Source organism: Pseudomonas sp. UYIF39, from assembly GCF_029963765.1.
In the GTDB taxonomy this organism is placed as follows: Bacteria; Pseudomonadota; Gammaproteobacteria; order Pseudomonadales; family Pseudomonadaceae; genus Aquipseudomonas.
In genome coordinates, this window is record NZ_JALBYU010000005.1 from 303,800 (window position 1) to 329,410 (window position 25,611).

The following is a 25,611-nucleotide window of genomic DNA, read 5'->3' on the forward strand; positions in this document are numbered from 1 at the left end:
TAGTGCGTCAAATCACCCGCGGTGACGACCGCGGAAGTAGTTGATCAGGCCTTGGGTTGAAGCATCGTCAGCCGGGGTTTCTTCGCTGCCGACCAGGCGGTTGTAGACGCCTTTGCCGAGCTCTTTACCCAGCTCCACGCCCCACTGGTCGAAGGCGTTGATGCCCCAGATCACGCTTTGCACGAAGACTTTGTGTTCGTACATCGCTACCAATGCGCCGAGACGACGCGGGCTGATGCGCTCGACCACCAACGTATTGCTCGGACGGTTGCCCGGGATCACCTTGTGAGGCGCGAGTTTCTGTACGTCTTCTTCGCTCATGCCTTTGTCGCGCAACTCGGCTTCGGCCTCGGCAAGGGTCTTGCCCAGCATCAGCGCCTGGCTTTGCGACAGGCAGTTGGCGTACAACCATTGGTGGTGGTCGGACACCGGGTTGAAGCTGACGATCGGCACGATGAAGTCGGCCGGGATCAGTTGAGTGCCCTGGTGCAGCAACTGGTGATACGCATGCTGACCATTGCAGCCCACGCCACCCCAGATCACCGGACCGGTGTCGGTGGACACTGGAGTGCCGTCCTGGCGGACGCTCTTGCCATTGGATTCCATGTCCAGCTGTTGCAAGTGCTTGGTGATGTTGCGCAGGTAGTGGTCGTACGGCAGGATCGCGTGGCTTTGCGCGCCCCAGAAATTTCCGTACCACACGCCGAGCAGGGCCAGCAGCACCGGCATGTTCTGTTCGAACGGTGTGCTCTGGAAATGCTGGTCCATGGTGTAGGCACCGGACAGCAGTTCCTTGAAGTTCGACATGCCGATGGCCAGGGCAATCGGCAAACCGATGGCCGACCACAGCGAGTAACGACCGCCAACCCAGTCCCACATCGGGAAGATGTTTTCTTCGCGGATCCCGAATGCCACCGCCGCTGCATTGTTGCTGGAGACGGCGATGAAGTGACGGTACAGCTCGGCTTCAGAACCACCCTGAGCCAGGTACCAGGCACGTGCGGCCTGGGCGTTCTTCAGGGTTTCGAGGGTGTTGAAGGATTTCGACGAAACGATGAACAGCGTGGTTTCGGCGCGCAGCTTCATGGTCAGTTCGTGGAACTCACTGCCGTCGATGTTCGCCAGGTAATGGCAGCGCACGCCTTTCTGGGCGTAGGACAGCAGCGCTTCGGAAACCAGCTCCGGGCCGAGGAACGAGCCACCGATGCCGATGTTCACCACGTCAGTGATCGGCTTCTCGGAGTAACCGCGCCACAAACCGTCGTGGATACGGCCCACGAGGTCGGTGATCTGGTTCAGGACCTTGTGCACTTCCGGCATCACGTTGACGCCGTTGACCGACAGCTTGTCGCCGACCGGACGGCGCAGGGCGGTGTGCAAGGCCGGACGACCTTCTGAGGAGTTGACGATTTCGCCTTCGAACAGCGCTTTGATCGCGCCCTGGAGATCGACTTCGTTGGCCAGGCCCACCAGCAGATCTCGGGTCTGGGCGTTGATCAGGTTCTTCGAGTAGTCGAGAAACAGGCCGCAGCTGCTGAGGGTGAATTGGGTAAAGCGCTGAGGATCTGCATTAAAGGCTTCGCGCATGCTGAAATCCTGCATGGCTTGGCGGTGGTCATTCAACGCTTGCCAGGCGGGCAGAGCGGTAACGTCTTGAGGGGTGCGGTAATACGCCATCGCTGCGGGTTTCCTTTTTACTTGAACGGCCTTTTGAACACTAAAAATACCAGAGCGCTGTGGGTGGGCGTCCGGTCAACTGCGTCGACACGATTTCATGACACAGGGCGAATACAGTAAACCTCGCGCTGCGATCTGTCTTGACTTTGTCTGACCCGTTCCCGGTACTTTTTTATACAGCGAGCAGGGAACGGTCCGACAAATGGAAGGGGGAGGGGCTAAGAGTGGATCAGGCGACCTGAACCGGAATGGCATTGCTGGTGTGGCTCAGTTCATTACCCGGCGCCATGTAGAGCATGCGTGGCTTGAAGTTGAGCAGTTCGGCTTCGCTGTAGTGGGCGTATGCGCAGATGATCACGCGGTCACCGACCTTGGCCTTGTGCGCCGCGGCACCGTTGACCGAGATCATGCGCGAACCTTCTTCGCCACGAATTGCGTAAGTGGTGAAGCGTTCACCATTGTCGATGTTGTAGATCTGGATCTGTTCGTACTCACGGATACCGGACAGGTCCAGCCATTCGCCGTCGATGGCGCAAGAACCTTCGTAATCGAGTACAGCGTGGGTGACTTCGGCGCGATGCAGCTTGGCCTTGAGCATGATGGCGTGCATGAGTGTTTCCCCAGGTCGGAATCGAACGGCGGGCATTGTGCCCAAAGGCTTGAGGGCCAGCAATACGGCGTTTTGAGTCACCGCCGAACCCCTGTGGGAGCGAGCTTGCTCGCGATGGCGATCCGTCAGTCACATCCTGTGTTGGATGTGCCTACGTTATCGCGAGCAAGCTCGCTCCCACAGGGGGGTTACGGTGTTTTAGGCAGTAGCGTCGAGGTTCAGATGCAGGTTATCGATCAACCGCGTAGTGCCCAGGAACGCCGCCACCAGAATCACCAGATCCCGATCCTCCGGGGTCGCCGGACGCAAGGTTTGGGCATGGCGAATTTCCAGATAGTCAGGACGCAAACCAGCCGCTTCAAGCTGCTTGATCTGCGCGCTGATTACGGCCGGGAAATCCCGTTCGCCCTGTTTGATCGCGTCGGAAATCTGGCTCAAACCGCGATACACAACCGGCGCAACGGCCCGCTGTTCTTCGCTGAGGAAACCATTGCGCGACGAGAGCGCCAGGCCATCGGCTGCACGTACCGTCGGTTCGCCGATAATCTGGATCGGCATGTTCAGGTCATGCACCAGGGCGCGGATCACCGCCAGTTGCTGGAAGTCTTTCTGGCCGAAGATCGCCAGATCCGGCTGGACCATGTTGAACAGCTTGGTGACCACCGTCGCCACACCTTCGAAATGCCCGGGACGGCTGGCGCCGCAGAGGCCTTCGGAGAGTTGGGGGACGCTGACGCGGGTCTGGCCGACTATGCCGTCGGGGTACATTTCTTCAACGGTTGGCGCGAACAGCAAGTGGCAACCGGCCTGGAGCAGTTTCTCCTGATCGGCTGCGAGGGTGCGCGGGTACTTGTCGAGGTCTTCGCCGGCGCCGAACTGCAGCGGGTTGACGAAAATGCTCGCGACCACGAAATCCACCCGTTGGGTGGCTTTGGTCACCAGTGCCACATGACCGCTGTGCAGGTTGCCCATGGTCGGCACGAAGCCGATGCGCTTGCCTTCGCTGCGGGCACGGGCCACGGCGGCCCGCAATTCGCGTACGGTTTTTACGGTGTTCATGCAGAGAATCCGTGTTCGATACCAGGGAAAGTCGCCGCTTTGACTTCAGTGACGTACGCACCAAGCGCCGCTTGAATGTTTTGTTGCCCGGCCATGAAGTTCTTCACGAACTTCGGCACACGGCCAGTGATCGACAGGCCGAGCATATCGTGCAGAACCAGTACCTGGCCGTCGGTGCCACTGCCGGCGCCAATGCCGATCACCGGAATACCCACAGCCTGGGTGATTTCTTCGGCCAGTTCACTCGGAACGCATTCGAGCAGCAACATCGCCGCACCAGCCTGTTCCAGGGCGATCGCATCGGCACGCATCTGCCGCGCCTGGTTTTCGTTGCGACCCTGGACTTTGTAACCGCCGAGGATATTCACCGATTGCGGTGTCAGCCCCATGTGCGCGCACACCGGGATACCGCGCTCGGCCAGCAGACGGATCGAGTCCGCCAGCCACAACGCACCTTCAACCTTGACCATGTGCGCACCCGCCTGCATCAACAGGGCACTGTTGGTCATGGCTTGTTCGGTGGTGGCGTAGGCCATGAAGGGCAGGTCGGCGAGGATCAACGCATCGGTGTTGCCACGTTTGACGCACGCCACGTGGTAAGCCATTTCAGCGGTGGTGACCGGCAGGGTGCTGTCGTGACCTTGCAAAACCATGCCAAGGGAGTCGCCCACCAGCAGCACTTCGACACCAGCCTCATTGCAGGCGTGGGCGAAGGTGGCGTCATAGCAGGTCAGCATGGTGATTTTTTCACCTTTTTGCTTGAGACCTTGCAGAGTGGTCAGGGTGATGGCTGGCATGAAAAGTTCCTCATTCAGGCGCTGTGGAAACTACTGCGAGTAACGCGCGTGATTCTTCGTTAAATACAGGCGCACGGTCTGTTGTCGTGCTTTTAAGGCCTGGATTGCGCCCTTCAACGCCGTGTTGGCGGCAGCGGGACGCCTATAGTCGTGAGGAGAACTCGGGAAGTCAATTGTGTGTGTTACCGCATTGTTACGCGTGGGGTGTTACCGGGGTAACTGATGCGATTCAGCAGGATTAGTGACGGTGGCCACTCAGGCGGCCGGAAGACGTTCCAAGCCGACGAACGGGCAGGCAGCGAGTAAATCACTCAGGCTGCGACCATCGGCCAGACGCAAATCCGCAGGCGCCAGTTCGGCCAGCGGATAGAGAACGAAAGCTCGCTCTTGCATATGGTAGTGAGGCACCTTGAGGCGAGGTTCATCGATCAGCCGATCACCGAACAATACGATGTCGAGATCCAGCGTACGCGGCCCCCAACGTTCAAGGCGCTCGCGGCCCTGCCCGTTCTCGATGGCTTGCAGCGCATCAAGCAGCACCAGCGGCGGGAGCGTGCTGTCGAGGGCGGCAACCGCGTTGGTGTAACGCGGTTGGCCGGGCAGCAGCGAGTCGCTCTGATAAAACGCGGAAACGCCGATCAGTTCGGTCTGCGGCAACTGCGCCAGCGCGTCGACGGCGCTGCGCAATTGTTCGGCGGGGTCAGCCAGATTGCTGCCCATGCCGATGTAGATGCGTTCCATGGATTACTCGCCCGTGGCGCTCGGTGCGCCAGCGGTGCGTTTGCGCTTGGCGCCACCGCTGCGGCGACGTTTGCGTGGCGCGCCGGTGCCGTCATCCTTGCCGCTGAGGTCGCGGATCATGTCTCGACGTTCGCTGTCGTTGGCGTCCTGATAATCCGTCCACCATTCGCCCAGGCCATCGGTCTGCTCGCCGGCGCTTTCGCGCAGCAGCAGGAAGTCGTAACCGGCACGGAACCGTGGGTTGTCCAGCAAAAGATCGGCGCGCTTGCCGCTGCGGCGTGGCAGGCGCTCTTGCATGTCCCAGATCTCGCGGATCGGCATGGTGAAGCGTTTCGGAATCGCGATGCGCTGGCACTGTTCGGCAATCAACTCGTGAGCCGCTTCCTGCATGGCCGGAATCGGCGGCATGCCACGCTCTTGCAGGCGCAACACGCGAGCCGGCAGGGCAGGCCAAAGCAGCGCCGCAAACAGGAACGCCGGGGTCACCGGTTTGTTCTGTTTGATCCGCAGATCAGTGTTGATCAACGCTTCGCTGATCAGCGTGTGGGTGTACGTCGGGTTGTATTCCAGCGCCTCGGCACTGGCCGGGAACAGCGGATCGAACAACTGCAGGTCGACCAGCATCTCGAAGGTGTCCGCGGCATGGCCGGAGAGGAACAGCTTGAGCACTTCTTCGAACAGGCGGGCCGATGGAATCTCGCGCAGCATCGGCGCCAGTTCACGGATTGGCGCGGCGCTGTGTTTTTCGATGCCGAAATTCAGCTTGGCGGCGAAACGCACGGCTCGCAGCATCCGTACCGGATCTTCCTGGTAGCGTTGCTTCGGATCGCCGATCAGGCGGATCAGGTGATTGCGGATGTCGTGTACGCCGTTGGCGTAGTCGAGGATGCGCTCGCTGACCGGATCGTAATACAAGGCGTTGATGGTGAAGTCGCGGCGTTGCGCGTCTTCTTCCAGCGTGCCATAAACGTTATCGCGCAGGATGCGCCCGCTCTCGTTGCGTGAGGACTGGTTGCTGTCTTCCTCTTCATCGTTTTGCGGGTGATTGGCGCGGAAGGTCGCGACTTCAATGATTTCGCGACCAAAGTGGATGTGCACCAGCTTGAAGCGACGACCGATGATCCGCGCGTTGCGGAATTCGGCTCGCACCTGTTCAGGTGTGGCACTGGTGGCGACGTCGAAATCTTTTGGCGTGATGCCGAGCAGCATGTCACGCACGCAGCCGCCGACCAGGTAAGCCTGGTAACCAGCGTTCTGCAGGCGTTCGACGATGTTCACCGCGTAGCGACTGAATTGGGCCTTTTGCAGCGAATGTTGGCCGCTGTTGAGCACTTCAGGCGTACTGCGAATGTGTTGCGTATGACGCTTGGGAGAACGGAATGACTGGAACAGCTTCTTCAGCATGGGATGCACTGTTTGAAGGAATGTTCGGCCAAAACGAAGAATGACCGCATGATGGGCGGGGATTCTAGCATTTAGTCGGGGGATGGTGTAGGAAGCTGCGCAAGCGCTTGAAGCAGGGGGCTTGATGGTGCGGATTGGCTCTGTGTAGCAGCTGCGAGGCTGCGTTCGACTACGCAGTAGTCGTAAAACCAGAGATTGCGGTATGTCAGAAGAAGCCGGGTGCCTGTATTGCGACTGCTCCGCAGTCGAACGCAGCCTCGCGTTGCTCGGCAGCTGCTACAAAGTGCCGCTACAAGGGCCAAACGGCAGAAACTACAAGGGGAGCCGAAGCTCCCCAAGAAAGTAGTTGCATGCTCTATTTTTATTTTTGATTCGGGCTTTTTGTTTTTGTTGAGTGCCCTCGCCATGAAGATTTTCCTTCATGACCCTCCCAATCGGGAGTCAAGAGCAAACGGATTGCTTTGGTCGCTGTGTTGCAGTGATCTTGCGATCCAACCAGTGCAGGCTCTGTCTTGTGACAGTTTTGTTGTTCTCGGCCTGGTCGTGGGGCAAGCCCCAAATACAACGCCTCTCCAAAAGAATCAGTTAGCTGCGCCTCTCGCCGTCTTGTTTTTATTGTGCGTGAGTCGATACGTCTTATTTTTATTGTCTTGTGCATTGCTTGTTATTGTTCTTGTACTAAACATATAGCAGGGTGCGTGCCAACTTTTGCGAGGCCCAGCAAAACAAGGGGTTAGGCTGGCTGGTGAGGTTTTCAGAGGCCAAAAAAAACCGGGGCTTCGTTACCGTAAGCCCCGGCTTCTGTTACGTGAAAAAGCTGAGGTAACAGTTTTTTCACAAAGTCACGTGTTACCCGCGCATCAGACAGGCACGGTTCAGCTCTCGCTCGCCACTCCGGTCTTGCGCCGCGGAATGCCCAGGCGCTGACGGCGTTCCCACAGGCATTTGCGACTGACACCGAGTTTGCGCGCCAGCTCGGTTTCGGTCATGTGGTCCTGGTGCTCGAGTACGAAGTGCTGGAAGTAGTCTTCCAGTGACAGGTCTTCGGTCGGCTCATGGCTATTGTTACCAGCGGCGCTGCCCTGTTGTGGGGGCAGGCCGATGAAATCGTCATCGTCCAGATCGCTCAGTTCTATGTCGATCCCCAACAGCTCGGCGGAAATCTCCGGGCTCTCGCACAGGATGACGGCACGTTCTACGGCGTTTTCCAGCTCCCGAACGTTACCCGGCCAGGAGTAATGACGAATCGCCTGCTCGGCATCCGGGGCGAACTTCAGGTCGGTGCGGTTGACCCGCGCGCTCTGCCGCGCCAGGAACGCGGTGGCAATTTCGTTGACGTCCGCGCCGCGCTCGCGCAGGGCCGGCAATTTCAGGGCGATCACGTGAAGGCGGTAATACAAGTCTTCACGGAACTGGCCGATCTTCGCCAGGCTCTTGAGGTCCCGATGAGTCGCGGCGATCAGACGCACATCGACTTTTTGGGACTGCACCGAACCCACACGACGAATTTCACCTTCCTGCAGCACGCGCAGCAGGCGGGCCTGGGCTTCCAGTGGCAGTTCGCCAATTTCGTCGAGGAACAAGGTGCCGCCGTCGGCCGCTTCCACCAGACCGGCGCGCCCGGCGCTGGCGCCAGTGAACGCGCCTTTTTCGTGGCCGAACAGTTCGGACTCGATCAGGCTTTCCGGAATGGCAGCGCAGTTCACCGAAATCATCGGCGCCTTGGCGCGTTTGGACAAATTGTGCAGGGCGCGCGCCACCAGTTCTTTACCGGTGCCGGATTCGCCCTGGATCAGGACGTTGGAGTCGGTTGGCGCGACTTTGCGGATCTTGCTGTAAAGATCCTGCATCGGCGGGCAGGAGCCGATAATGCCGATTTCGCCGTTGTTGTTGCTGGCGCCCGGTTTCGCGGCGCCATTACCGGCTTTGCCGACGGCAGGTTCACCGCTGGCTTGCACCGCTTGACGGTCACGCAGGATTCGCGCGACAGCTTGCAGCATTTCATCGTGATCGAAAGGCTTGGCGATGTAATCCACCGCACCCATCTTCATCGAGTCGACTGCCGAACGCAGGCTGGCGTAGCTGGTCATGATCAGCACCGGAGTGCCTTGGCCAAGTTTGATCAACTCGGTGCCAGGCGCGCCAGGCAGACGCAGGTCGCTGACGATCAGGTCGAACGTGGGAATGGTGAAGCGTTCTTGTGCTTCCTGCACTGAACCGGCTTCGCTGACCTGGTACTGGTTACGTTCCAGCAGGCGGCGCAAGGCGGAGCGGATAATTGTTTCGTCTTCGACGATCAAAATGTGCGGCATTGATTCGATACTCTCGACGGTCTCAGTTCACAGCGGACGTCGCTTCGACATGACGCGGCAAGGTCACCCGGATACGGGTGCCGCGCTGGCTTTGAACATCAGCCGGGCTGTCGATGGTGATTTGTCCATAATGCTCTTCAACGATGGAATAGACCAGTGCAAGGCCCAGACCGGTGCCTTCGCCAGGATCCTTGGTGGTGAAGAAAGGTTCGAACAATCTATCCATGATGTTCTTCGGAATACCGCTGCCTTCGTCTTCCACGATCAAGTCGACCGTGTGTTCGCCGGCTTCGCTTTTGACCCGCACCGCGCTGCCGGGAGGCGAGGCGTCGCGGGCGTTTGAGAGCAGGTTGATCAGTACTTGTGCAAGCCGCTGGGGGTCGCCTTCGACCCAGTGATCGGGATCGCACAGGTTGTAGAACTGCACTTCGAAATTGCGTCGGTTCAGGGCCAGCAAACCGATGGCATCCTGGGCCACTTCGGCCAGACAGACGGGCTCGTCGCTGTGCTGATGGCTGCCGGCGTGGGCGAAGCTCATCAGCGACTGAACGATGCGCGACACGCGTTTGGTCTGCTCCAGGATCTGCCCGCTGATTTCCTTCAGTTCGCTGTCTTCTTCGCGCTCTTCGCGCAGGTTCTGCGCCAGGCAGGCGATGCCGGTGATCGGGTTGCCGATTTCATGGGCCACGCCAGCGGCGAGTCGGCCGATGCTGGCCAAGCGCTCGGAGTGCACCAGTTTGTCTTCGAGCATCTGGGTTTCGGTCAGGTCTTCCACCAGTAGAACCAGGCCGCTGTTACCCGGGGCCAGCGGTTCATCGATCGCGGCTTTGTGCAGGTTCAGCCAGCGGGTCTGGCCATCGAGGGCCAGGTGCTGTTTGTGTAAATGCTCGTCCGGCAGATTGATGAAGCCTTGCAGCAGCTCTTTCCAGGGATCGGCAATGGTGCTCAGGCGCGAACCAACCACACGCTGCGCGGCAATCCCGGTCAGCTCCTCCATGGCTTTGTTCCACATGAGGATTTCCTGATCCTTGGCCAGCGAGCAGACGCCCATCGGCAATTCCTGCAAGGTCTGGCGGTGGTAGCGGCGCAGGGCATCTAGTTCGGCGGCAAGCCCGGTCAGGCGCGAGTGGTAATCCTCGAGGCGACTTTCGATGAAGTGGATGTCTTCGGTGACGTAGTTTTCGCCGCCAGCCTTATAAGGCAAGAATGTTTCGACCATGTCTTGAGCCACGCTCGGCCCCATCAGGCCGGAGAGGTTGGCTTCAATACGGTCGCGCAAGCGGCGCAAGGCGTAAGGCCGGCGCTCATCGAAAGGCAGATAGAGGTCACGCAGAGCCTGTTCGACTTCTTTCTGCGCAGCCTTGGCGCCCAATGGTTTTGCAAGCTGTGTGGCGAACTCCTGGGGTGACGCGGCGTGCAGCTCGCGGCGTTGCGGCCGGCGCACGTTGTCCACGGCACAGGCTTCGGCGGCGCTGGCCTCTTCGCTGCTGGCGTTGGTGAACAGCGAGATCAAGGTGAACATCAGCACGTTGGCCGCCAGCGACGCGATCGCCGCCATGTGCCAACTGGTGTCGTCCAGCACGTAGATCATGTTGAGCAGCGGAATGTAGAAGCCTTGCAGGTTGCCGACCAGCGGCAGCAGCATGGTCACCAGCCACACCAGAATCCCCGCGAGCAAACCGGCGATGAAGCCGCGGCGGTTGGCGGTCGGCCAGTACAGTACCGACAGCACACCTGGCAGGAACTGCAGGGTGGCGACAAAGGCGACGATGCCCAGATTCGCCAGATCCTGTTCCGCGCCCAGCAGCAGGTAAAAACCGTAACCGGCCATGATGATCGCGACGATCAGCGCCCGGCGGGTCCACTTCAGCCAGCGATAGATATTGCCTTCGGCGGGCGGCTGATAAAGCGGCAGCACCAAGTGGTTCAGCGCCATCCCGGACAGCGCCAGGGTGGTGACAATGATCAACCCGCTGGCCGCCGACAATCCACCGACATAGGCCAATAGCGCCAGGGCCTTGTTATTGGCGGCGATGCCGATGCCCAGCGTGAAGTATTCCGGGTTGGTGGTGGCGCCGAGTTTCAGTCCGGCCCAGAGAATCAGCGGTACCGCCAGGCTCATCAACAGCAGGAACAGTGGCAAGCCCCAGCTCGCACTGACCAGCGAGCGCGGGTTGAGGTTTTCGGTAAACGTCATGTGGTACATGTGCGGCATCACAATCGCCGAGGCGAAGAACACCAGCAGCAGCGTGCGCCATGGGCCTTCCTGCAATGGCGTGTGCAAAGCGGCGAGGGCGGTCTGGTTTTGCAGCAGCCACAGTTCAAGCTGTTGCGGGCCGTCGAACACGCCATAAAGGGCGTACAGGCCGACGCCGCCAATGGCGATCAGCTTGATCACCGACTCGAAAGCAATCGCGAACACCAGGCCTTCGTGTTTCTCGCGGGTGGCAATGTGGCGGGAACCGAAGAAAATCGTGAACAGCGTAATCAGTGCGCAGAAGCTCAGGGCTACGCGATGTTGTACCGGCTCGCGGGTGAGGATGCCGATGGAGTCGGCCACCGCCTGAATCTGCAACGCCAGCAGCGGCAGCACGCCGATCAGCATGAAGATCGTGGTCAGTGCGCCGGCCCAGGTGCTGCGGAAGCGGAAGGCGAACAGATCGGCGAGCGACGACAGCTGATAAGTGCGGGTGATCTTCAGAATCGGATACAACAGCACCGGCGCCAGCAGAAACGCGCCGGAGACGCCCAGATAGCTGGATAAAAATCCGTAGCCGTATTGATAGGCCAGGCCCACCGTGCCGTAAAACGCCCACGCACTGGCATACACGCCCAGCGACAGGGTGTACGTCAGCGGGTGGCGAATGATCGCCCGGGGGATCATGCCCCGTTCGCTGACCCAGGCTACGCCGAACAGCACCGCCAGGTAGGCGGCGCTGATCAGGATCATCTGGGTCAGGCTAAAGCTCATCGGCATCTTTTTGGCTCTGCAGGATGAAGGTCACGACGATCAGAATCAGCCAGAGCAGATAAGGGCGATACCAGGCGCCAGTGGCGTCGATCCACCAATCCATGATGGCCGGGGAGAACAGATAAATCCCCACTACCAGGAGCAGGACCAAGCGATAGATGTACATCCCGGCCTCTCTTTTTTATGCGCGTGCCCGAAAACGTGCGGCGATGGTAACGGATGGGCGCGCCACTGCAAGTGTGATCACTGTAGTTGTGCTTCGGGCAGGTTGAGTGCGCGCGGGATCAGCACTGCATCCCAGTGGGCGATGCCCCAGTTCAACACTTCCCGTGGGGTGGCGTAAGCCAGTTCGGCACCGGGATTGTGCCCCAGTGCGCGCAATGCACGCAGCAACAAGGGGGTTGCCTGATCTTCGGTCAACGGCGGCGAGCGATAGGACTTGCCGAGCTTGTTGCCATCGGGCTGGGTAATCAGCGGGATATGCAGATAACGCGGTTGCGGCAGGCCAAGCAGTTCTTGCAGGTAGAGCTGGCGCGGTGTTGAGTCGAGCAGGTCGGCGCCGCGGACGATATCGGTAATGCCTTGCCAGGCGTCGTCCAGCACCACCGCCAGTTGATAGGCGTAGAGCCCGTCGCGGCGACGAATCACGAAATCGCCGACTTCCCGGCCCAGGTGTTGGCGGTATTCGCCTTGCACCCGGTCGATGAAGTGGTATTCCAGCTCGGGGACGCGCAGGCGAATCGCCGCATCTTTGGTGCCGTGGCCGGCGTTGCGGCACAGTCCCGGATAAATCCCGTGATAGGGCGCAAGTGTTTTGCGCGAGCAGGTGCACGCGTAGGCCAGGCCATGATTGAACAGGCGATTGAGGACTTCGGCGTAGGCATCGTGCCGGTCACTCTGTCGGACCATTTGGCCATCCCACTCGAAACCGTAGCTTTCCAGCGCCTTGAGAATGGCCGCTTGAGCGCCGGGCTCTTCCCGTGGTGGATCGAGATCTTCCATTCGCATCAGCCAGCGGCCACCCACCGAGCGCGCGTCGAGGTACGAGGCCAGCGCTGCGACCAGCGAACCGAAATGCAGATGTCCACTGGGCGTGGGGGCGAAGCGCCCGATGTAGGTGGGGGAGGCGATGGCAGTCATGGCTGGATATTACTTTGTTGGCGCCTGATAAGCGCACGGCTTGATACCGCTATCGCGAGCAAGCTCGCTCCCACATTTGATCTGCGGCGTTCACAAATCCAGTGTGGGAGCGAGCTTGCTCGCGATGGCGATCTTAAAGTCACAGCAGGTATCAGCAAATGTCAGAAACAAAAACGGAGCGTTCGCACGCTCCGTTTTTCGTTCAAGTCGAGATTACTTGCCGACTTGCTTTTCCTTGATTTCCGCCAGGGTCTTGCAGTCAACGCACATATCGGCGGTAGGGCGGGCTTCCAGTCGCTTGACGCCAATTTCGACGCCGCAGGACTCGCACCAGCCATACTCTTCGTCTTCGATCAGTTGCAGCGTCTTGTCGATCTTTTTGATCAACTTGCGCTCGCGATCGCGGGCACGCAGCTCGAGGCTGAATTCTTCTTCCTGGCTGGCACGGTCTGCCGGGTCCGGGAAGTTGGCCGCTTCGTCTTTCATGTGATCAACCGTACGGTCGACTTCCTGCATCAAGTCCTGTTTCCACTTATTCAGGATCTTGGTGAAGTGAGCGCGCATGGGCTTGCCCATGTATTCCTCGCCCTTTACTTCTTTGTAGGGGTCGAAACCGCTGATCGACTGGTTTTGCTGCTTTGCTTGGGTGGGCATGAAATGGACCGCCTCTACTCTTGTAATCCATTGCGCAGGATTGCTCCATCACCGACACCTGCCGGCCCTGCGGCTGCAAGCGGGCGAACTTACCAGATCAAATCGGACCGCGCTACTCCCGGATGTCGAGGTAGTGGCCCGCGATGCTTGCAAATGATTGCAAAGCCTTGTCTGGTGGCGCTGGAGACCTGATCAATTATTGATTTTAGTCAATCCTGGGGCACACGCTTGAGTCGTTTGAGACCGGCGTTAAAACGGTCTGACCGCTTTAGGTTCTCGCTTGTTCCTGTGCTTGGGTAGAATTGGTTTTTTTCCCCGTTGAAGGAAGGCTAATGGCTCAGTCCTACAGTGCCCGCAGTCGCGCGATCGAACCTTTCCATGTCATGGCGCTGCTGGCGCGGGCCAATGAACTGCAAGCCGCTGGTCACGACGTGATCCACCTGGAAATCGGCGAACCCGACTTCACCACCGCCGAGCCGATCATTCAGGCCGGCCAGGCCGCATTGACGGCGGGGAAGACCCGTTACACCGCTGCGCGCGGCATTCCCGAGTTGCGTGAGGCCATTTCCGGCTTTTATCAGCAACGATACGGTTTGAACATCGACCCGCAGCGAATCCTCATCACGCCTGGCGGTTCTGGTGCGCTGCTGCTGGCCAGCGCCTTGTTGGTGGACCCAGGTAAGCACTGGCTGCTGGCGGACCCGGGATACCCGTGCAACCGGCACTTTCTGCGGCTGGTGGAAGGCGCAGCGCAACTGGTGCCAGTTGGTCCGGACGTGCGCTATCAGCTGACGCCAGACCTGATAGCGCGCCATTGGGACCACGACAGCGTCGGTGCGCTGGTGGCATCGCCAGCGAACCCGACCGGGACGATCCTGACCCGCGATGAGCTGGCGGGCCTGTCTGCCGCGATCAAGGAGCGTCACGGTCATCTGGTGGTGGACGAGATCTATCACGGACTGACTTACGGCACTGATGCGGCCAGCGTGCTGGAAGTCGATGACAGTGCCTTTGTACTGAATAGTTTTTCCAAATATTTCGGGATGACCGGTTGGCGCCTCGGTTGGCTGGTGGCGCCGGAAGCAGCGGTCGGTGAACTGGAAAAACTCGCCCAGAATCTCTACATCAGCGCCCCGAGCATGGCTCAGCACGCCGCTTTGGCCTGCTTCGAACCGGCCACGATCAGCATTCTGGAAGAGCGTCGCGCCGAATTCGGCCGTCGTCGGGATTTCCTGCTGCCAGCCCTGCGAGAGTTGGGCTTTGGTATCGCCGTTGAACCTGAAGGCGCGTTCTACTTGTATGCCGATATCAGCAAGTTCGGCGGCGATGCCTTCGCGTTCTGCCGACATTTCCTGGAAACCGAACACGTGGCGATTACTCCGGGTCTGGACTTCGGTCGTTATCAGGCCGGCCATCATGTGCGGTTTGCCTACACCCAAAGTCTCCCGCGCCTACAAGAAGCGGTCGAGCGGATTGCGCGCGGCTTGAAGAGCTGGCAAGGCTGATGCGTTTTCATCCTCCCCTCGAAGAAGGCCGTTTGATTCGTCGTTACAAGCGTTTTCTCGCCGATATCGAAACCGTTAGCGGCGAGTTGCTGACCATTCACTGCCCGAACACCGGCTCGATGCTCAATTGCCAGGTCGAAGGCGGGCAGGTCTGGTTCAGCCGTTCCAACGACCCCAAGCGCAAGTTGCCCGGCACCTGGGAAATCGGCGAAACGCCGCAGGGGCGCTTGTTTTGTGTGAATACCGGGCGGGCCAACGGCTTGATCGAAGAAGCACTGCGAGCCGGCGTCATCCCTGAACTGAACGGCTTTACTGAACTGAAACGTGAAGTAGCCTACGGTCAGGAGAGCAGTCGCATCGATTTTCGCCTCGATTACCCGAGCGGGCCGGCTTATGTGGAAGTCAAAAGCGTCACTTTGGGCTTCGATGGTTCTTCGGTGGCAGCGTTTCCCGATGCGGTGACCCAGCGAGGGGCCAAGCATTTGCGCGAATTGGCGCATTTGGCCCGGGACGGAATTCGTGCGGTGCAGTTGTATTGCGTCAATCTCACCGGCATCGACGCTGTGCGTCCTGCAGAAGAAATCGATTCGGCCTACGCCGCAGCCTTGCGTGAGGCGGTGTCGTGTGGGGTTGAGGTGCTGGCCTATGGCGTGCACTTGACCCACGAAGAAATGGTGGTCGATCGGCGTCTGGAGGTGTTGCTGAACGGCTAAAGACTGACCCAGATCCCTTGCTCGTCTTCGCGGCAGGCGACTGTGGTCAGGGACTGCCCGGCACAAGGGCCGGCGACGCATTCGCCGTCTTCGATCAGAAACAGTGCGCCGTGGGTCGCGCACTGGATGAGGCTGTTGCTGGGGTCGAGAAACTGGTCAGGCTTCCATTCCAGTCCGACGCCACGGTGCGGGCAGCGATTGATGTAGGCGTAAACCTGGCCGCCACGGCGCACGGCAAAGAGCTTCTGGCCGTCGATGTCGAAACCGCGACTGCTGGCATCGGCCAGCTCAACACCTGCACAAAGAAACTTCATGTCTATCCTCAAGTCCTGCGGCTCGTGACTGGATATGTCCGAGCTTGACGTTCAAATGCAAACAATTATCAAATGGCCGCCTTGCCCTTCGGGTACAGATGCCAGGCGCCAAGGATACGTGGCCTGTCATCTCGATGCCCGGGAAAACCCTTAAAGGAAGCTGTTTATGCGCCTGAGTACCCGCGTTGCTGCGCTTTGTGTCGGACTCCTCGTCAGCCACCACGCCGCAGCGGCCGAGTTGCCACAACGTTGGGTCAGTGCCGGTGGTGCTTTATCGGAATGGATCAGCGCGCTGGGCGGTGAATCGAAACTGGTGGGTGTCGACACCACCAGTCAGCACCCGGAATCGCTCAAGGCATTGCCAAGCATCGGGTATCAGCGGCAATTGTCGGCGGAGGGTATTTTGAGCTTACGCCCGCAGATACTGGTCGGCACCGAGGAAATGGGACCGCCACCGGTACTTTCGCAGGTTCGCAGTGCAGGCGTGCAGGTCGAACTGTTCTCGGCCCAGCCGGACCTGCCGACCTTGCAGGGTAATTTGCAGCATTTGGGCAAGTTACTCGGCGCTGAAGATCAGGCCTCACAATTGTTTCAGACGTATCAACAGCAACTCGATCAACAAAAGATCCGGGTCACTCGGGCGCAGTTGAAGGAAAAATCGCCGGGCGTGCTGTTGTTGCTTGGCCACGCGGGCGGCAAACCGCTCATCGCCGGCAAGGACACCGCCGCCGATTGGTTGCTGCAACGGGCCGGTGGGCACAATCTGGCCACGCATACCGGCTATAAACCCTTTTCTGTTGAATCCCTGGTCAGTCTGGATCCCGAGGTGCTGGTGTTTGCCGATCGTGCACTGACCGGCGATGCGGCACGTGCGGCGTTGTTCAAGGAGAACCCCATCCTGTCCTCGACCCGCGCGGCCAAGGGCGGGCGAGTCATGGAGCTTGATCCGACCTTGTTGGTTGGGGGCTTGGGGCCGCGGCTACCCGAGGCGTTGAAAAAATTGTCTGACGCTTTCTACCCCGGTTCGGCCGGCCAATGACCATCCTGGTTAAACCCCGCGCTTTATTCATGGGTCTGATCCTTCTGTGTATGTTGGCCATCTGGCTGTCGTTGGCGCTTGGGCCGGTGAGCTTGCCGTTGTTCGACACCTTGCGTGCAGCTCTGCGGCTGGTGGGTGTACCGATCGCGCCCGACGGGCTGGAGCAGGCCGAGCTGATCCTCGGGCAGATTCGCTTGCCGCGAACCTTGTTGGGTTTGGCTGTGGGTGGCGTATTGGCACTGTCCGGTGTGGCGATGCAGGGGTTGTTTCGTAATCCTCTGGCCGATCCGGGGCTGGTCGGCGTCTCCAGCGGTGCGGCATTGGGCGCGGCGATCGCGATTGTCGGAGGCTCGGTATTCGGCGGACTGCCCGAATCCTTCGGGCCTTATCTGTTATCGCTGTTCGCGTTTCTCGGCGGGCTGGGCGTGACGGCATTGGTGTATCGACTGGGCCGGCGCAACGGGCAGACCAATGTCGCGACCATGCTGCTGGCCGGAATTGCGTTGACTGTGCTGGCCGGCTCCGCCGTGGGACTGTTCACGTATCTGGCGGATGACGCGACGCTGCGCACCCTGACGTTCTGGAACCTGGGCAGCCTCAATGGCGCCAGCTATTCGCGGCTCTGGCCGTTACTGCTGATCAGTGCCGGCGTGGCGCTGTGGCTGCCGCGCCGGGCCAAGGCCTTGAATGCGTTGTTGCTGGGTGAGTCGGAGGCTGGTCACCTGGGCATCGACGTCGAAGGGCTCAAGCGCGAGTTGGTGTTCTGCACGGCGCTGGGTGTCGGTGCCGCGGTGGCTGCGGCGGGGATGATCGGGTTTGTCGGTCTGGTGGTGCCGCATCTGGTGCGACTGCTGGCCGGTCCGGATCATCGTGTGCTGTTGCCAGCGTCAGTATTGGCGGGGGCCAGTCTTTTGTTGTTTGCCGATCTGGTGGCCCGACTGGCCCTGGCGCCGGCCGAATTGCCGATCGGGATCGTCACGGCTTTCATCGGCGCGCCGTTCTTTCTGTATTTATTGCTCAGAGGGCGTGCCTGATGTTGCGAACGCAAAATCTGCAAATCCGTAGGGGCCGAAAGATTGTCCTGACGGACATCACGCTTGAGCTCAAACCAGGCGAAGTCCTCGGTGTGCTGGGACCTAACGGCGCCGGTAAAAGCACCTTGCTCGGCGCCTTGTGCGGCGAGTTGCAGGCTCATCATGGCAGCGTCTGGCTCGACGAGCGCGAGTTGAGCGATTGGGCGGGGACGGCGCGAGCGCAGCGTTTGGCGGTATTGCCGCAGGTGTCGACCTTGGACTTCGCCTTTCGTGTCGAAGAGGTGGTCGGCATGGGCCGCTTACCCCATCAAAGCGGTCGGGTCCGCGATGACGAGATCGTTGCCGCCGCATTGCACGCTGCCGATGCCGGGCATTTGAGTGGCCGCAGCTATCTGGCCTTGTCCGGTGGCGAACGTCAGCGGGTGCATCTGGCGCGGGTTCTGGCGCAGCTCTGGCCGGGCGAAGCGGGGCAAACGTTGTTGCTTGATGAGCCAACGTCGATGCTCGACCCGCTTCATCAGCACACCACGTTGCAAGCCGTGCGCGAGTTCGCCAATCGTGGCGCAGCGGTGCTGGTGATCCTGCATGATCTGAACCTGGCAGCGCGCTATTGTGATCGCCTGTTACTGCTCGAAGGCGGGCGCCCTGTGGCGCTCGATACACCGGAGCAGGTGTTGCGCCCGGAACCACTCAAGGCCGTGTTCGGGCTGGAAGTGCTGGTGCAGCAGCACCCGGAGCGTGGGCATCCGCTGATCATCGCCCGCTGAGTTTTTTATGGAGTGAAAACATGCGTGGGATTTTGATGCTGGCCTTGCTGTTGCTGAGTGCCTGTCAGCATGTTTCGACTCCACCACCGGTTGTGGGCGAGATTCGGGACTTGCGCAGCGGCCAGGTTCTGGCGGCAGAGGAGCTGGTTGAGCGGTTGGAGTCGCCTTCACGACTGATCGTGGGCGAGCAGCATGACAATCGCGATCACCATCAACTGCAGTTGTGGTTATTGAAGTCGCTGGGTGAACGGCGAGCTCAAGGCAGTCTGCTGCTGGAAATGCTCACGCCGGATCAACAGCTGCGCGTCGATGACGTCCATCACGCCTCGACACCACCGACGGATTTACCCGGTGCATTAGCGTGGCAGTCGGGTTGGGACTGGAATCTGTACGGACCCATCGTTCGCTTCGCGCTTTCCCAGCCATACCCGCTGCTGGCTGCCAATCTGGACACGCTTGAAGTCCGCGCCGTTTACGCCAACCCTCCGATATTGAACGGTTCGCGCTCCAACGCAGCTTCTGTGAAGGACGAGTTGCTGAAGCAAGTCAGCGACTCCCACTGTGGCCTGCTGCCGAAATCGCAGATGCCGGCAATGCTGGCGGTCCAGCAGCAACGTGACAGACGGATGGCCGAACGCCTGCTGGCGGCACCCACTCCTTCACTGCTGTTCGCCGGCGCTTACCATGCGCGCAAGGATGTCGGCGTGCCGATTCATGTACTTGATCTGGGAGTGCCTCAGGCGCCTGTGGTGCTGATGCTGGCGGAGCAGGGCAGCGAGGTTACACCGGCCATGGCGGATTACGTCTGGTACACGCCTGCCACGCCACCGCAGGATTATTGCGCGCAAATGCGTAAGCAATTTGGCAAGTGATCGACCGACTTTTCTCCAGGCAAAAAAAACCCGGCAAGAGCCGGGTCAAATAACCGTGATTAGCCTGATGAGGAGATATCTGAGAGTCCGAACCAAGGGCTTTTCAAATATCGACCAGTCTCGCGACTGGATGTGCTAATCATGGCGATTCTCATTATCAAGTCAACCGCTAATTTCTCAATTATTTGAAATGCGCTTTCCGATCGCTGGAAACGCCCGTAATCTTTGGGTTTCAGCCTGTGCGGGTGAGCGAACTCATCAGAATGATCTGCTTGTTCAGCAGATCGATATGTCGGGCCATGCTCGCAATCAGGCTATGGGCGATCTTCGGATTGCTTTGGGTCAGGCTGAGAAACTGGTCCTTTGGGATCAGCATGACGGTGCTGGGTTCGCTGGTGATCACGCTGGCGTTACGCTTCTCGCCAGTGAACACCGCCATGGCGCCAAAAATCTCGTCCTTGGGTATATCGCCAACTTTGTGCCCGTCGACAAAGGCTTCGGCGTGGCCATCGATGATGACGAACACCTGATCCGGTTCATCGCCCTGACGGATCAATACTTCGCCGCTGGCCACGCGCTGAAAGCCATTGGTGTTTTTAAACTCGGGTTGTTTCAGGCGGGCGACGGCGTCGGACAGCAGGGCGGACTGACCGGCCATGTATTGAAGGAACAGCTCCGAACGCTCCGGGTCGGCGTAGATATGCTGAAAAACCTCGGATCGCAGATAAGGCGTCAGTGCTAACGGGCTATCGCTGCGAAAGCGGCAACGCGGCAGCTCTGCGCCCTGGCGCAAGCCGATCAGATCTCCCTCGTGCAGATAGAACAATGCCCGATCGTCGATGCATCCATGCAGCAGGCCATTTTTCAACACAAATAGTTGATTGCCGGGTAACAGGGCGGCCAGATCATCGACGGCTGAAAATTCCAGGGTCGGCCCGCACGGCATCAAACCTTCCAGCAGCCGGACGGGAATATGTTGCAATCGGTTGATCAGCGCGTCGGCGTAAGCCGGTTGTTCCCCAAGTAGGTACATGGTTGCTGCGTCCGTTCAGTTCTTGTGACGTGACGAGATAGCTTCCAGCTGTTTGTTTAAGGCTTCCTTGCGCTCGGCGGGAATGTCGTTCCAGTGCACATCCATCAGGGCACCTTCGATGGCATACAACAACACCTTGGACGCCCGAAACCCGCGCGTGCGCACGGCCCGATAAGCATCCACTGCCCCCAGGCGACGCAAGTCCGAGGCACTGTGGATGCCCACGGCATGCAGCCATTGCGCCGACGTCTTGCCAAGATTCTTCAGGTGCTGCAGTTCATCATTCATCAAGCCTCCTTGCGACGGCCGAACGGTGCGTGGGCGAGCTTCTCAGGAGTGTAGCCATCAGTAGGAAAAGCGTGATTGTTTGGTCGGTTTCGACGCAAAAGCTTCTAAGAAGCGAAGTCTTAAAGCTGCGTGAAAGTCTGCAAGCGCGGTAGGAGGAGAGGGTGGTGGAATCAGAGCTACGGGCAAAATATGCCCGGCGTTCAGCGCAATGCGGGGGCGCCGAACGGGTCAGTTAAAAGTCGCTTTTAGCGGGTGCGATAACGCAGGCGTGTACCGAAATTCATCGACATCAGGATCTCGTCAGCACTCAGCTCTGGCGGGAAGTAGGTGCCGGAGATCTGTGCGTGAGCAAGGCTCGCTCCTTCCAGGGAGGCGTTGCGAAAGTCGATGCCGCGCAAGTCGGCAGAGCGGAAATAGGCATCGGTAAAGTCGACGCCGTCGGCGTTCAGTTCACGCAGGTCCAGCCCCCGGAAATCGCCACCGACCATGTCGATAGGGCCGTCTTTTGGGCGCTCGTTGTTGAAGCCAGTGATGTCGTCTTTGTGCAGCAATGCATAAAGCGGGGTGTCGAGAAGTTTCGGCTGGCTCATGTCAGATCACCTGTTGGTTTTATGACGCCAGTATAGTGCCACTATTTGGCAGCCGTGAAGCCGGCGAAGGCTTCACGGCTGAAATAGTTTCTTACAGGCCTGGCAGGCGCTGGCGAATCTGTGCAACGACGGTGTCGAGGGTTCCGCTTTCATTGGTCTGAACGCGTTTGCTGCAGAGAATCTCTGCTGGCGTCAGAGCCTCGCGAGTGGCTTGCTGGGCTTCGATAACCGCCAGGTTGGCGTCGGACGGGTCCTTTTTGTCTGCCTGACGCAGGGCCAGCCAGCTCTCGATCACCGCTTGCGGCGCATTGCAATCGAGGATCAGGAATGGCGCGCCGGTGGCTTCGGCGATTTTCGCTGCGCCGTCGCGCTGGTCGCGCTTGAGGTACGTCGCATCGATCACCACGGGGAAGCCAGCACGCAGGATCACTGCGGCAACTTCATGCAGGTGGGTGTAAGTGGCAGCGCTGGCGTCGGCGCTATAGATGCCGGCCTGAGGGTCGTTTGGCACGGTTTGCTCGCCGAACAGACGTTTGCGCTCTACATCGGAACGCAGGCGAATGGCGCCCAATGCTTCCACCAGGCGCATGGCCACATGGCTCTTGCCGACGGCAGAAACACCGTGGGTGATGGCCATGAAGCGCGAAGGAATGGTGCTGTAGCTTTCCGCGAGGTTGGCGTAATTGCGGTACTGGCGCAGGGTGGTGGCTCGCAGCACCGGGTCGGCCTCGGCCGGCATACTGAACAGGCTGACCTTGGCGCGAACCAGTGCGCGGTAGGCTTTATAGAAGTTCAGCAACTCAAGACCCTGGTAATCGCCGGTCAATTCCAGGTATTGGCTGATGAAGCGGCGCGCCAGACTCTTCAGGCCACGGTCTTCCAGGTCCATCGCCAGGAAGCCAGTGTCGGCGTAAACGTCGGTGAAGCGGAACGGTTCGTTGAACTCGATGCAGTCGAAGATCACGACCTTGCCGTCGATCACGGTGGCGTTGCCCAGGTGGATGTCACCGTGGCATTCGCGGATGAAACCTTCGGCCTTGCGCTGGGCGAACAGCGGCTTGAGGCGTTCGAAGCTGCTTTCGGCCCAGGCTTGCAGCGCATCCAGTTGCAGCAGATCGGCCTTGTCGCTGAGGAACGGGCGGATCTGTTCGAAGTTCTGGCGTACCGGTGCCATCACGCTGTCCGGCGTGCCGGCTTCGTGTTCGGCAGGCACTTTCGGTGCGCTAAGGTGGAATTGGGCGATCTGCGCGGCCATCTCGTCGATGTGCGCGGTAGTCAATTCGCCGTTGGCTTGCAGCGTGCTGAGCAGTTGGCTCTGTGGGAATTGACGCATTTTCAGTGCGTAATCGACGACTGGGCCCTCGCCGGCCAGTTGTGGGGCTTCGGCGCTGCCGGTGATTGGTAATACTTCGAGGTACAAATCGTTGGTCAGGCGCTGGTTAAGACGCAACTCTTCCCCGCAAAAATGCTTGCGAGCATCAAGGTTGGTGAAGTCGAGGAAGCCGAAATTCACTGGCTTCTTCACTTTATAAGCAAAGGGGCCGGTGAGGATTACCCAAGAAATATGGGTTTCGATGACCTGGAACCCGTCTACGGGATGCGGGTAGAGGGCCGGGTTTTGCAGGGCAGCGATCAGGGACTGGCTCACAGGCGATCCTTCAGAGTCTGGGGAAAATTCACGGCCGCCATTATGGCCGCAAGTCCGTCTGACGCAAACCTCGGAGGGCTCCTGTTGAGTATGAATAAAGTGCGTATAATCCGGCGCCATGACTCGTACTCGATCCCCCCGCACCCCCAAAAAACCACCTTCCAAGGGCCTGCGCCCCTGGCTTGGCTGGGCCCTTAAACTCAGTCTGGTCGGCCTTGTGGTGCTGGCCGGGTTCGCGGTTTACCTCGACGCGATCGTCCAGGAGAAGTTCTCCGGCAAGCGCTGGACCATCCCGGCCAAGGTGTACGCGCGTCCGCTGGAGCTGTTTACCGGCCAGAAGTTGAGCAAGGAAGACTTCCTCACCGAACTCGACGCCTTGGGCTACCGACGCGAAGCCGTGAGCAATGGCCCCGGCGCGGCGGCGGTCAGTGGCAACACCGTCGACTTGAATACCCGTGGCTTCCAGTTCTATGAAGGCCTGGAGAAACCTCAGCCTGTGCGCGTGCGGTTCTCCGGCGACTACGTGGCCGAACTTTCGGCGACCAACGGTTCGAAGCTTTCTGTGGTGCGCCTTGAGCCGCTGTTGATCGGCGGGATTTACCCGAAAAACCTCGAAGATCGCATTCTGATCAAGATCGATCAGGTCCCGCCCTATCTGCTGGAAACCCTGGTCGCCGTGGAAGACCGGGATTTCTATAGCCATTGGGGCGTGTCGCCCAAGTCGATTGCCCGCGCCGTCTACGTCAACACCTCTGGCGGCAAGATGACCCAGGGCGGCAGTACGCTGACGCAACAGTTGGTCAAGAATTTCTACCTGACCAGCGAACGCAGCCTGACCCGTAAACTCACCGAAGCCATGATGGCCATGTTGCTTGAGCTGCATTACGACAAGCGAGAGATTCTTGAGGCTTACCTCAATGAAGTGTTCGTCGGTCAGGATGGCCAGCGCGCAGTGCATGGCTTCGGCTTGGCAAGCCAGTTTTTCTTCGGGCAACCGTTGTCCGAACTGAAACTGCATCAAGTCGCAATGCTGGTGGGCATGGTCAAGGGGCCGTCCTATTACAACCCGCGTCGCAACCCTGAACGGGCGCTTGAACGGCGCAATCTCGTGCTCGATGTACTTGAGCAACAAGGTGTTGCCACCGCCGAGCAGGTCGCTGCCGCGAAGAAAATGCCATTGGGTGTGACGACTCGCGGCAAGCTGGCGGACAGCTCGTTCCCCGGCTTCCTCGATCTGGTCAAGCGTCAGCTGCGCGAAGACTATCGCGACGAAGACTTGACCGAAGAAGGCCTGCGGATCTTCACCAGTTTCGACCCGATCCTGCAGATGAAAGCCGAGGCGTCGGTCGACGACACCTTCAAGAGACTCTCCGGGCGCAAGGGTTCCGATGAGGTTGAAGCGGCCATGGTCGTGACCAACCCGGAAACCGGTGAAGTCCAGGCCATGATCGGCAGTCGTCAGGCGAGTTTTGCCGGCTTCAACCGTGCGCTGGACGCTGTACGACCGATCGGCTCTTTGATCAAGCCGGCGGTTTATCTGACAGCCCTTGAGAAGCCGAGCCAGTACACCTTGACCAGTTGGTTGTCGGACGATTCTTTCTCGGTCAAAGGCGCGGACGGTCAAGTCTGGAAACCGCAGAACTACGATCGCCGTTCCCATGGCACCGTATTCCTGTATCAGGGCCTGGCGCATTCCTACAACCTGTCGACCGCGCGTCTCGGGTTGGCGGTGGGCGTACCGAATGTCCTGAAGACCTTGGGGCGCCTGGGCATAACTCGAGAGTTTCCGGCATTCCCGTCGATGTTGCTGGGGGCTGGTGGAATGACCCCGATCGAAGTGGCGACCATGTACCAGACCCTGGCCAACGGTGGTTTCAATACGCCGATGCGCGGGATCCGTAGCGTATTGACCGCTGAAGGCGAACCGCTAAAGCGTTATCCGTTCCAGATTCAGCAGCGTTTCGATCCGGCCTCCATTTACCTGATCCAGAGCGCCATGCAGCGGGTCATGCGTGAAGGTACCGGTAGTTCGGTTTACAACGTGTTGCCGAAAACCCTGACCCTGGCCGGCAAGACCGGCACCAGTAACGATTCGCGGGACAGCTGGTTTGCCGGTTTCAGTCAGGACCTGCTGGCAGTGGTCTGGCTGGGTCGCGATGACAACGGCAAGACACCATTCACCGGTGCCACCGGTGCGCTGCAGGTCTGGACCAGTTTTATGCGCAAGGCCGATCCGTTGCCGCTGGACATGCCGCAGCCAGACAACATTGTTCAGGCCTGGGTCGACTCGCGTACCGGACAAGGCTCTGATGCCAACTGCCCAGGTGCGGTGCAGATGCCGTATATTCGCGGCAGCGAACCGCCTCCCGGTGCCGCTTGCGGTGGCGGAGTTCCTGCTTCCGTTGAAACGGTGATGGATTGGGTCAAGGGCTGGATGAATTAA

Annotated in this window: 23 protein-coding genes; 7 read left to right on the forward strand and 16 right to left on the reverse strand. The window is 59.6% G+C overall.

Going from position 1 to position 25,611, the window contains the following annotated elements:
• Positions 1-12 precede the first annotated feature (12 nt).
• The 11 genes from pgi to dksA all read right to left on the reverse strand — a co-directional run bounded on the left by pgi (position 13) and on the right by dksA (position 13,365).
• Positions 13-1,677, reverse strand: a complete 1,665-nt coding sequence (gene pgi / locus MO767_RS09615; RefSeq protein WP_282480280.1) for a glucose-6-phosphate isomerase — start codon at positions 1,675-1,677, stop codon at positions 13-15.
• A gap of 229 nt (positions 1,678-1,906) precedes the next feature.
• Positions 1,907-2,287 carry an aspartate 1-decarboxylase gene (gene panD, locus MO767_RS09620; protein WP_008153310.1) on the reverse strand — a complete coding sequence of 127 codons (381 nt, stop codon included), beginning with the start codon at positions 2,285-2,287 and terminating at the stop codon, positions 1,907-1,909.
• 198 nt (positions 2,288-2,485) lie between these two features.
• Complete coding sequence (panC, locus tag MO767_RS09625) at positions 2,486-3,346, reverse strand: pantoate--beta-alanine ligase (protein WP_282480281.1); 861 nt, start codon at positions 3,344-3,346, stop codon at positions 2,486-2,488.
• Positions 3,343-4,143, reverse strand: coding sequence for a 3-methyl-2-oxobutanoate hydroxymethyltransferase (gene panB / locus MO767_RS09630; protein ID WP_282480282.1), 801 nt, complete (start codon positions 4,141-4,143; stop codon positions 3,343-3,345). The genes panC and panB overlap by 4 nt, the downstream gene beginning before the upstream one ends.
• Positions 4,144-4,398: 255 nt before the next feature.
• The gene (gene folK / locus MO767_RS09635; protein ID WP_282480283.1) at positions 4,399-4,884 is read right to left on the reverse strand and encodes a 2-amino-4-hydroxy-6-hydroxymethyldihydropteridine diphosphokinase; all 486 of its coding nucleotides are present in this window, start codon (positions 4,882-4,884) and stop codon (positions 4,399-4,401) included.
• Positions 4,885-4,887: 3 nt separating this feature from the next.
• The gene (locus MO767_RS09640; protein WP_008153304.1) at positions 4,888-6,288 is read right to left on the reverse strand and encodes a polynucleotide adenylyltransferase PcnB; all 1,401 of its coding nucleotides are present in this window, start codon (positions 6,286-6,288) and stop codon (positions 4,888-4,890) included.
• Between the two features lie 875 nt (positions 6,289-7,163).
• On the reverse strand, positions 7,164-8,600 hold the full coding sequence (locus MO767_RS09645) for a sigma-54 dependent transcriptional regulator (protein WP_282480284.1): 1,437 nt from the start codon (positions 8,598-8,600) through the stop codon (positions 7,164-7,166).
• A 22-nt stretch (positions 8,601-8,622) separates the two neighbouring features.
• Positions 8,623-11,577, reverse strand: a complete 2,955-nt coding sequence (locus tag MO767_RS09650) for a sensor histidine kinase (protein ID WP_162247459.1) — start codon at positions 11,575-11,577, stop codon at positions 8,623-8,625.
• Positions 11,561-11,737: a hypothetical protein gene (locus MO767_RS09655; protein WP_003176118.1), complete on the reverse strand. Its 177-nt coding sequence runs from the start codon at positions 11,735-11,737 to the stop codon at positions 11,561-11,563. The genes MO767_RS09650 and MO767_RS09655 overlap by 17 nt, the downstream gene beginning before the upstream one ends.
• 77 nt (positions 11,738-11,814) lie before the next feature.
• Positions 11,815-12,711 (reverse strand): tRNA glutamyl-Q(34) synthetase GluQRS, encoded by an 897-nt coding sequence (gene gluQRS / locus MO767_RS09660; protein WP_282480285.1) that lies wholly within the window; start codon positions 12,709-12,711, stop codon positions 11,815-11,817.
• Between the two features lie 213 nt (positions 12,712-12,924).
• Positions 12,925-13,365 carry an RNA polymerase-binding protein DksA gene (gene dksA / locus MO767_RS09665; protein WP_282480286.1) on the reverse strand — a complete coding sequence of 147 codons (441 nt, stop codon included), beginning with the start codon at positions 13,363-13,365 and terminating at the stop codon, positions 12,925-12,927.
• A 332-nt stretch (positions 13,366-13,697) separates the two neighbouring features.
• On the opposite strand from dksA, the gene MO767_RS09670 reads away from it, so the two are divergent.
• Entirely contained in the window at positions 13,698-14,870 is a 1,173-nt protein-coding gene (locus tag MO767_RS09670; protein WP_095133108.1) for a pyridoxal phosphate-dependent aminotransferase, read from the forward strand.
• Positions 14,870-15,583, forward strand: a complete 714-nt coding sequence (gene sfsA / locus MO767_RS09675) for a DNA/RNA nuclease SfsA (protein ID WP_282480287.1) — start codon at positions 14,870-14,872, stop codon at positions 15,581-15,583. The genes MO767_RS09670 and sfsA overlap by 1 nt, the downstream gene beginning before the upstream one ends.
• Here the strand turns inward: sfsA and MO767_RS09680 are convergent.
• A complete protein-coding gene (locus MO767_RS09680; RefSeq protein WP_134422261.1) occupies positions 15,580-15,897 on the reverse strand; it encodes a Rieske (2Fe-2S) protein in 318 nt (105 codons plus the stop codon). The genes sfsA and MO767_RS09680 overlap by 4 nt on opposite strands.
• Before the next feature lie 166 nt (positions 15,898-16,063).
• On the opposite strand from MO767_RS09680, the gene MO767_RS09685 reads away from it, so the two are divergent.
• From MO767_RS09685 to MO767_RS09700, 4 genes are read left to right on the forward strand one after another with little or no spacing between them, the layout of a single operon-like run.
• The gene (locus tag MO767_RS09685; protein WP_282480288.1) at positions 16,064-16,936 is read left to right on the forward strand and encodes an ABC transporter substrate-binding protein; all 873 of its coding nucleotides are present in this window, start codon (positions 16,064-16,066) and stop codon (positions 16,934-16,936) included.
• Between the two features lie 50 nt (positions 16,937-16,986).
• Positions 16,987-17,970 carry an iron ABC transporter permease gene (locus tag MO767_RS09690; protein WP_282480306.1) on the forward strand — a complete coding sequence of 328 codons (984 nt, stop codon included), beginning with the start codon at positions 16,987-16,989 and terminating at the stop codon, positions 17,968-17,970.
• Positions 17,970-18,737 (forward strand): heme ABC transporter ATP-binding protein, encoded by a 768-nt coding sequence (locus MO767_RS09695; RefSeq protein WP_123367828.1) that lies wholly within the window; start codon positions 17,970-17,972, stop codon positions 18,735-18,737. The genes MO767_RS09690 and MO767_RS09695 overlap by 1 nt, the downstream gene beginning before the upstream one ends.
• A gap of 20 nt (positions 18,738-18,757) precedes the next feature.
• Positions 18,758-19,609 (forward strand): ChaN family lipoprotein, encoded by an 852-nt coding sequence (locus MO767_RS09700; protein ID WP_282480289.1) that lies wholly within the window; start codon positions 18,758-18,760, stop codon positions 19,607-19,609.
• Between the two features lie 232 nt (positions 19,610-19,841).
• Here the strand turns inward: MO767_RS09700 and MO767_RS09705 are convergent, their stop codons facing one another.
• From MO767_RS09705 to MO767_RS09720, 4 genes are all read right to left on the reverse strand, one after another.
• Positions 19,842-20,642 (reverse strand): cyclic nucleotide-binding domain-containing protein, encoded by an 801-nt coding sequence (locus MO767_RS09705; RefSeq protein ID WP_282480290.1) that lies wholly within the window; start codon positions 20,640-20,642, stop codon positions 19,842-19,844.
• Positions 20,643-20,657: 15 nt separating this feature from the next.
• Positions 20,658-20,930 (reverse strand): TfoX/Sxy family protein, encoded by a 273-nt coding sequence (locus MO767_RS09710; RefSeq protein WP_007971093.1) that lies wholly within the window; start codon positions 20,928-20,930, stop codon positions 20,658-20,660.
• A gap of 245 nt (positions 20,931-21,175) precedes the next feature.
• Positions 21,176-21,520, reverse strand: a complete 345-nt coding sequence (locus tag MO767_RS09715; protein WP_282480291.1) for a pentapeptide repeat-containing protein — start codon at positions 21,518-21,520, stop codon at positions 21,176-21,178.
• A 91-nt stretch (positions 21,521-21,611) separates the two neighbouring features.
• On the reverse strand, positions 21,612-23,168 hold the full coding sequence (locus MO767_RS09720) for a bifunctional aminoglycoside phosphotransferase/ATP-binding protein (protein WP_282480292.1): 1,557 nt from the start codon (positions 23,166-23,168) through the stop codon (positions 21,612-21,614).
• 118 nt (positions 23,169-23,286) lie between these two features.
• Between MO767_RS09720 and mrcB the strand changes: the two genes are divergently transcribed.
• On the forward strand, positions 23,287-25,611 hold the full coding sequence (mrcB, locus tag MO767_RS09725; protein ID WP_282480293.1) for a penicillin-binding protein 1B: 2,325 nt from the start codon (positions 23,287-23,289) through the stop codon (positions 25,609-25,611).